A 7,833-nucleotide genomic window follows, 5' to 3' on the forward strand; every position below is an offset into this window, starting at 1 on the left:
CCTCTCAAACCCTCCGCAACCCCCGCCGCACCTCTTTATCGGCATACATCAACTGATCCGCCGCTTTAAGCGCGGCCTGCAGCGAAGTCGCAGCGGGATCAACACTGGTAATACCAAAACTCGCACCCGCGTAATCGAACCGGCAGTCGTCAAACTCGTAGCTACCAATCAGCAGCGGCACCAGCCGCCTGCGCATCGCTGCGGCAGTTTTGGCCATTTCGTCCGGGTGGATCGAAGCGGTCAAGCCGATCACAACGAACTCGTCACCACCCCAGCGCCCAAGTTCATCCGTTGCCCGCAACCCGCCCTGCAAGCGCCGGCTGCCTTCGATCAGGAACTTGTCCCCCACCTCGTGCCCGTAGGTGTCGTTGATCGCCTTGAATTCGTCGAGGTCGATAAATGCCACCAGCACCCCCTGCCCCGTTCGCTTCGCCAACGCGAAATGCCGATGCAAGGCAGCCAGGATCGCACGCCGGTTCTTCAACCCGGTCAGCGCGTCATAGTTGGCTGCATAGCGTTCTTCCTGGCGGCGCAATAGCATCTGCCCGGCCACACGGCTGGAGAGCAAGATCAAGATCAACCCGAGCGCTGCCACAGAGGCTCCGGTCCAGTAGTACTGCTGACGCATCGGCTGCAGGTGATCAAGCTTTGCCAGCGTCAGCAGCTGATATTGCGCGTCGTTCAGGGGCTGGCGATGCACCAGATAAGGGTGCCCGTCAATGAGCCATTGATTGGCCTGACCCGCGTCTGCCACAGCGCGGATATCCATGGGCTCGCCCGGCTCTTCGTCGCCATCCAGAGGCCTGCGAATATCGGGCGGGAGCAGTGTCACCACGTTACGCAGCATGAAAAGTTCGCTGGACGCGGTGGTCACACGGCCCTGACGGTTCACTATCAAGGCAATGTGACGCCCTGTCAGGTAGAGGGCTATGTCCGGGGCATCGAACTTGACCGTGACAGAGCCAAGTGGCTTGCCGTCAGCATCGTCGATGCGGCTGGCGACGAAATAGGAGGGGGTTTTGTTCAAGCGGGCGATGCCGAACATCTCACCACTGCCGGTGCGCAATGCGTCGATGAGGTAGGCCCTGCCCGTATAGATCTGGCCAACGATGCTGAATGACTCCGCCCAGTTGCTGGCCGTCACCGTATCGTCTGAGAGATTGTTCATGTAGATACGGCCATAGTGGAGATCGCTGGCCAATCTATCCATGAAATCACCCACGCTTCGCACCAGCGGGTCACGGGTGAACTTCGAAGCGCGCTCCTCACGCGTGAGTGCGGCGAAGCCGGGCGGATCGTGGCGATATCGGGCAGCGAGTTGGATCACTTCGCTTTGACGGGCCACCATGTTGGCCACGCTGGCCATTTCGGTGAACAGGCGGTCTACGATTCGCCCCGTAATCTGGGCTTCGTATTCGGCGCCTGCCGCCAGGTTGTCGAGTTCTTCTGCCGTAAGGCGCTGTGTTATCCAGCCGCCAAGGCTTGCCACAAGTGCCAACCAGACGACCACAACGCCCATCGTCACCCGGCGCACGATGGAAGGGATGTCCCTGCGTTGCCGCCGTTGCGGCGGATCGTAACTCACGCCGCGCTTGCCGGTTGAATGGTGCTCCAAAGCAACTCCTTTTGCGATAAAGCAAAGTGCATCATCGACCCTGCGATACCCCACCACCGCGGGGCTCGCAAGATTGTAAAACACTCACCTCAGTGTATTGACAGAACGTCTACACCAATACAGCCACCATGGCTATGGCTGGTCCGGCAACCCTGCACAAATTGAGAGGTTTTTCATGCCTGGTCGCTTCATATGGAGCATTCGGTCAAGCAAAGGCTTTGATTTCAAACCACCCCATGCATGAAGAACTCAACCGGTACGCTGAAAAACTCAGCAAAGCCCTTTATCTGGGCAACCGTCATCTTCCGCTTGTTGTTCAGAATCTCGGATACCGCGCTCTGGGTCGCTATCGCCGACAGGTCCTTCTGCTTCACGCCCCTGTCCGACAGCAGAAAGGCCAACGCTTCGGCCTGGCTCGCGAACGGCACCAATACAGACTCACTCTCATACTCGTAGACGCGGTCCGCAACCATCTCGGCAAAGCGTGCCGCAGCGTGGCCTTCGCTGTCCGCATGGGAGTAGAGCTCGTCGATCAATGCCATGCGTGCCTCAAGCTCGGCATCGTCCTTGATGGGGTCATGGCAGGCGGCTAGAAGCTGGGCCATGGTTGCCATCTGAGTGTTCAGGCCATCGAGCATGGGTGAAATATTAGCGATGAAGGCATCTAGTCCATTGGCTTCGATTTTATCCCGCTTCATGTTGTCACCTGTCGAATTGAAATATCGCGCGGCCCAGGTTGCTACCTGATATCGCTTCTGCACCATTTGTCGTACTCGGCGTGCGACAGAATGGCCTTGATGTAGAGAGTGCCCGTTCGCGCATTGAGCCACGCGATCAGGCGGCATTCGTTTTTCTTGATATCGAACACGTAGATATCAAGCGGCCCTTTGCGGCTGGCGGGCCTAAGTTTTGAGTGGGGGATGCGATCAACATTCCAGCCAGACACAGTGACCCACGTCTGCCTCAACTGTTCAAAAGATTCAAACCGCAGCGTCGCCCTGTCGAAGGTCGTCAGCCACAGGCTTAGGGGCGCTTTCCACTGGCCGTGGGCTTCAATCGCCTTGGTTACCGCCGCTTTCGTTATGACCCGCATTGTGTTGTCCCGGCGCACCAACATAGGGTGGAAAATATCTCTGATCCAGATATCTGTCAACCAGATATCTGGATGCGCGATGTACGGTGACCTGGCGATCGCCAATGGATTGATGCCCGTCAAACGACGGGCTGGGCGAGGGGTTTACGTTCAGATCAGGTAGCCCTGAGGGAGGTTGAGCATGGCCAAGAGATTCCCCACAAACCCTCGCCACCCCGAGCGTATCTGCTGGGGTTGCGACCTGTACTGCCCTGCCAAGGCGCTAGCCTGTGGCAATGGCGCAGACCGGACCATGCATCCGGTGGAGCTGTTTGGCAAGGATTGGGATAGCTTCGAGGGCCAGTTGGAGAAGCCGGTTGATCCAGGGCAAGCGGTAGAGCCCAGGTAAGAAAGGGCCGCTTGGCGGCCCAGCGCAGGCCTTGAACCCAGCGCTGCTTCTGTGGGAGCGGGCGATGCGCGTGCAGGCACCGGCTTCGCCGGTGTTCGCGGGTGAACCCGCTCCTACAGGTACAGCGCCAGGCCTTGTGGAAGGGCTTGATCAGAACGCGGTGCTTACCGTCAACGACAGGTTACGCGGGTCGCCGTAGATGGCCCCGGCATAGAACCCGTACTGGCTGTAGTAGTGCTTGTCGAACAGGTTGTTGGCGTTGAGGCTGACGCTGGTGTTGTCGGTCAGCTGGTACTTGGCCATGGCATTCCAAATGGCATAACCGGACCAGTTCACGTCAGTGGCACCATTGCTCACACCGTTCGTGGGCTGGCCAGCCGGGCTGGAGATGGCGCGGATGTTGGTCTGCGCAGTCACGCCGGCGCCCAGGGTCAGACGGTCGAGCGGGCCGCTCAGGCGGTAGGTGGTGGAGGCCTTGAACAAGTGCGACGGGTCGCTGCGGCCGTCGCTGTCGACGCGGCGAAAGTGCAGGTAGGTGTAACCGGCGTAGACGTTCCAGTTGGGGGTCAGGGCGCCTGCGACTTCCAGGTCGATACCGTCGGTTTCCTGCCCGGAGCCAGCCTTGTAGGCGCTGCCGCCGGTCGGGGTGGTCAGGTCGCCGTCCAACACGGCCTTGTTTTCCTGCTTGGTGCGGAAGTACGCCGCCGAGGCGTTCAGGCGGCCATCGAACCACTCACCCTTGATACCTGTCTCGTAACTTTGCCCACGAATCGGCTCGACCTTGCTGCCACTGCTGGTTTCAGAGGTTTGCGGGGTGAAGATGTCGGTGTAGCTGGCGTATACCGAGTAGTTGTCATTGAGGTCATACACCGCGCCCAGGTAAGGGGTGACGATGCCGTTTTCTTCCTGGCTGCTGCGCTCGCCGGCCACACTGCGGGTGACTGAGGAATAGTTGCTGGTGCGCACGCCAACGATCACCGACAACGGGTCGGTGATGCTCAGGCGGGTGGCGGCGTACATGCCCTGCAGACGGGTGGTGGTCTTGCTGTGAAGACCGGTGCGCGAGGCGATGAGGTCGTAGTCGTCATCCACGCCATTGTGCCAGTCGGTCACCGGGAAGCCGTTGTTGGCGCGGAACTGGCAACCCAGTGCAGGCGCGCTGGTCATGCCGTCGCCGACCATGGTGCAGGTGTACTGAGGCGACCAGCCGACGGTGCGGCTGTCGTTGTAGCCGACCATGGCCTGGTGGGTGCGGCCGAACAGCTGGAACGGGCCAGACAGGTCGATTTGCGCGGACTGCTGGGTGGTGTCGCTGGAGCTGTGCAAACCATTCAGTACGGCGCCGCTGCCGTCCTGGTCCCAATAGCCGCCGTAGCTGCCGCGTCCAGCTGAGTTCACCTTGGCAAGGCCGCGATGGTTCAGGGCTTCGGTGGTGGCTTGGGCGGCTTTCAGGTCCAGGGTCCAGTCGTTGTCGAAGCGGTGCTCGAGCGAACCGAACGCAGTGCGGGTGGTGTACTCGCCAAAGCTCCAGCTGGGCACCACGTTGGTGCTGCGCGGCAAGTCGGTCTTGCTGCCGTCGCGGTACCAGATCGGGATGTTCGCGCCCCAGCCGCCACCCACGACCTTGTTGTATTCATACTGGTAACCGGCGCCCAAGGTAGTGGCGTCGTCCAGGTCGAACTCGAAATTGGCCAACGCGGCGCGGGAACGTTCGGACTGGTTGTCGCGGAAGGAGTTGGCATCCTGCTGGGTCATCACGAAGCGCGAACGCAGGCGGCCATCTTCGGACAGCGGCAGGTTCAAGTCCGCCCCCAGACGACGCTTGTCCCAGCTGCCGTAAGTGGCATAGGCACTGCCGCCGAAGGTTTTGGTCGGTGCCTTGCGGATCAGGTTGACGGTGGCCGAGGGGTCGCCGGTGCCGCCCAGCAGGCCGTTGGCGCCGCGCACGATGTCGATGCGTTCGTACAGGTCCATGTTCAGCGCATTGCCGCTGCCACTGAAATCGGAGCCGCCCTGGGTCTGCAGGCCATCAACCTTCCAGTTGCTGATCGAGTATCCACGCGCGCGGTAGTCGGTGCGCCCACCCACCTCGGACTTGTTGGCCGTTACGCCTGGGGCGGTTTCCAATGCCTGCTCGATGGTATGGATGTCGCGGTCATCCATCTGCTGGCGGGTGATGGTGGTAACCGATTGCGGTGTCTGCCGTGGCGTCAGTGCCAGGCCAGTGGAGCTGCGGGTGCTCTCGACCGTGTAGCCCAACTGGCCGGCATCGTCGGCAGGCAGTAATGCACTGTCTTCGATCTGTGTAGCGTCGAGTTCAAGGGGTTTGCCGTCGGCAGCCACTGCACCACCGCTGATGGCGACGGCGACGCAGAAGGCCAGCGGCTTGAGGCAATTGCCGCTTTGACTGAAGGGGGTGAACACTGTCGTGATGCTTTGGGGATTCATTTGGGAAGGCTTCGTATTTGCAGATGATTTTTTGTTAGGATTCTAGGGATCAGCCCTCCGGGCTCCAGACCCGACATGTACGGGGATGTAATTGAACGTAACGAGCGCCGCCGGCCCTCACCTAACAGGTGATTTTCTGCATGAGCACGACCCTGCTGGTTGTCGATGATGACGACGAGATCCGCGAACTTCTTTGTGATTACCTGACCGATGCCGGCTACAACGTGCTGGCGGCAGCAGACGGTCAACAGATGCGTGACCAGCTGGCCCGGCACAAAGTGGAGCTGGTGGTGCTCGACCTGATGCTGCCGGGTGAGGACGGCCTTAGCCTGTGCAGGCAGTTGCAGGCCACACCTGGGTTGGCAGTGATCATGCTGTCAGCCAAGGGCAGCACGCTGGACCGCATCATCGGTCTGGAAGTAGGCGCCGACGACTATCTGGCCAAGCCCTTCGAACCACGCGAACTGATCGCCCGGATCAAAGCCGTACTGCGTCGTCCGCAACGCCTGGGCACCTCTGCCGAAGAACCTATGGTGGACGCCCAGCTGTTCGCAGGCTTTCGCCTGGAACACGTCAAGCGCCTGCTCACCCGCCCGGATGGCGAGACCCTGACCCTGCCGCGCTCCGACTACCGCGTGCTGCGCGAACTGCTGGAAGCCAACAACCGAGTGGTCTCCCGTGACCAACTGACCCGCAGCGCGTTCGGCCGCGACCACCTGCCCGACGACCGTTCGGTGGACATGTGTGTCAGCCGCCTGCGCCAGCAGCTGCGCCGAGCGCCGGCGGGGACCGCGCAAATCCTGACCATCCGCAACGAAGGCTACCTGCTGAGTCTCGCCCCACTCGCGCCCGGTGCCTGACATGCGCTGGTTTCACCGGCTATGGCCCCGCACCTTGTTTGGTCAACTGCTGCTGATCATGGTCAGTGGCACGCTGGTGATCCAGTTGATGTCGAGCAGCATCTGGTTCGACGTGCGTTTCGCTCAGGCGCTAGAGGTGCCCGTAAGACTGGTTGCTGCACGCAGCGCCCCCCTGATTGCCCAGGCCGACTGCCACCGCGGTACGCTGCAGGCGCCAGCCCACTACCAGCTTCACTGCGTCGAAAGCCCGCCTGCGCAAGAGCATGACGAGCGCCGCGGGCACAGGCGGGTCGAGCTGTTGTTGCAGCAGGCCCTGAAGTACGAGCTGGGGCATGCCCAGGACGTGCGCCTGATGAACGTGCAACTCACCGACGAGCTGGGCCAGCCGATCGTCTGGCGCAGCCTGTTCGGCCTGCGCACGGCCCAGGCGCATATCCAGTTCGCGGTGCCATTACCCGATGGCCACTGGCTGACCGTTGCGGGCCAGGAACTGCAGGGCTGGAGCGGCGAGTCGGCCTGGGTGCTGATCAGCGATTACCTGCTGCGGGTGTATGCGCTGCGCATCGTCGCGGTGTTGCTGGTATGCCTGGTTGCCGTGCGCCTGTGCCTGCGCCCGTTGCGGCGCCTGGCCGATGCCGCACGCGGCCTGGGTAGCAACCTCGAGCAGCCTCCCCTGGCACTGGATGGCCCGGAGGAAGTGCGCCAGGCGGCGCAGGCGTTCAACGCGATGCAGCAGCGGCTGATTGCCATGGTCAACGACAAGGCCTACTTCCTGGCCGCCGTGTCTCATGACCTGCGCACCCCACTCACCCGCATGCGCCTGCGTCTGGAGCGCTTACCCGATGACGAACACCGCCAGCGCCTGCGGCAGAACATCACGCAGATGGACAATATGATCGGTCAGGTTCTGGATTACCTGCGTGCCGGAGAGCAGCAGAATTTGCAGCAGGTGGACCTGGACCGATTGGTTGCGCGCCAGTGTGCGGACCTGGCCACTGCCGCAGAACCACTTCCGGTGCACGGCAAGGCGGGCAACTTGCGGGTAGATGCCTTGCTGTTGCAGCGCTGCCTGCAAAACTTGTTGGTCAACGCGTTGCGCTACGCCAAGAACATTTCGGTCACGTTGGAACGTGCCACCACAGGTGTATTGATCCATATCGACGACTGCGGGCCAGGGATTGCCCCGGGCCTGCTGGCGACTATTACCGACCCCTTCGTGCGCGGTGACGGGTCGCGTAACCAGGCGTCCGGCGGATATGGGTTGGGGTTGAGCATTGCCCAGCGGATCGCCACCAGCCATGGGGGTGAGCTGATGCTGTCGAACCGTGAGAGCGGTGGGTTGCGGGTCAGCATACTGCTGCCAGGCTAACGCGATCTTCTGTGGGAGCGGCCTTGTGTCGCGATGGGCTGCGCAGCAGCCCCAGATATT

At 61.5% G+C, this 7,833-nt stretch carries 7 protein-coding genes; 3 read left to right on the top strand and 4 right to left on the bottom strand.

Going from position 1 to position 7,833, the window contains the following annotated elements:
• Positions 1–4: 4 nt before the first annotated feature.
• From AC3WLP_RS13095 to AC3WLP_RS13105, 3 genes are all read right to left on the bottom strand, one after another.
• Entirely contained in the window at positions 5–1,615 is a 1,611-nt protein-coding gene (locus AC3WLP_RS13095; RefSeq protein WP_088513481.1) for a sensor domain-containing diguanylate cyclase, read from the bottom strand.
• Between the two features lie 224 nt (positions 1,616–1,839).
• Positions 1,840–2,313, bottom strand: coding sequence for a helix-turn-helix domain-containing protein (locus tag AC3WLP_RS13100; protein WP_004575922.1), 474 nt, complete (start codon positions 2,311–2,313; stop codon positions 1,840–1,842).
• A 41-nt stretch (positions 2,314–2,354) separates the two neighbouring features.
• Positions 2,355–2,831 (bottom strand): type II toxin-antitoxin system HigB family toxin, encoded by a 477-nt coding sequence (locus tag AC3WLP_RS13105; RefSeq protein ID WP_230849509.1) that lies wholly within the window; start codon positions 2,829–2,831, stop codon positions 2,355–2,357.
• A gap of 58 nt (positions 2,832–2,889) precedes the next feature.
• Here AC3WLP_RS13105 and AC3WLP_RS13110 point away from each other — a divergent pair, with 58 nt between their 5' ends.
• Positions 2,890–3,096, top strand: coding sequence for a DUF3079 domain-containing protein (locus AC3WLP_RS13110; RefSeq protein WP_011953227.1), 207 nt, complete (start codon positions 2,890–2,892; stop codon positions 3,094–3,096).
• 150 nt (positions 3,097–3,246) lie between these two features.
• On the opposite strand, the gene AC3WLP_RS13115 is transcribed toward AC3WLP_RS13110, so the two are convergent.
• The gene (locus tag AC3WLP_RS13115; RefSeq protein ID WP_088513480.1) at positions 3,247–5,544 is read right to left on the bottom strand and encodes a TonB-dependent siderophore receptor; all 2,298 of its coding nucleotides are present in this window, start codon (positions 5,542–5,544) and stop codon (positions 3,247–3,249) included.
• 140 nt (positions 5,545–5,684) lie between these two features.
• Here AC3WLP_RS13115 and AC3WLP_RS13120 point away from each other — a divergent pair, with 140 nt between their 5' ends.
• Both AC3WLP_RS13120 and AC3WLP_RS13125 read left to right on the top strand, forming a co-directional pair.
• Positions 5,685–6,404 (top strand): response regulator, encoded by a 720-nt coding sequence (locus AC3WLP_RS13120; protein ID WP_088513479.1) that lies wholly within the window; start codon positions 5,685–5,687, stop codon positions 6,402–6,404.
• 1 nt (position 6,405) lies between these two features.
• On the top strand, positions 6,406–7,773 hold the full coding sequence (locus AC3WLP_RS13125) for an ATP-binding protein (RefSeq protein WP_088513478.1): 1,368 nt from the start codon (positions 6,406–6,408) through the stop codon (positions 7,771–7,773).
• Positions 7,774–7,833: the final 60 nt, after the last annotated feature.

The sequence above is a fragment of the Pseudomonas sp. FW305-E2 genome, assembly GCF_058782925.1.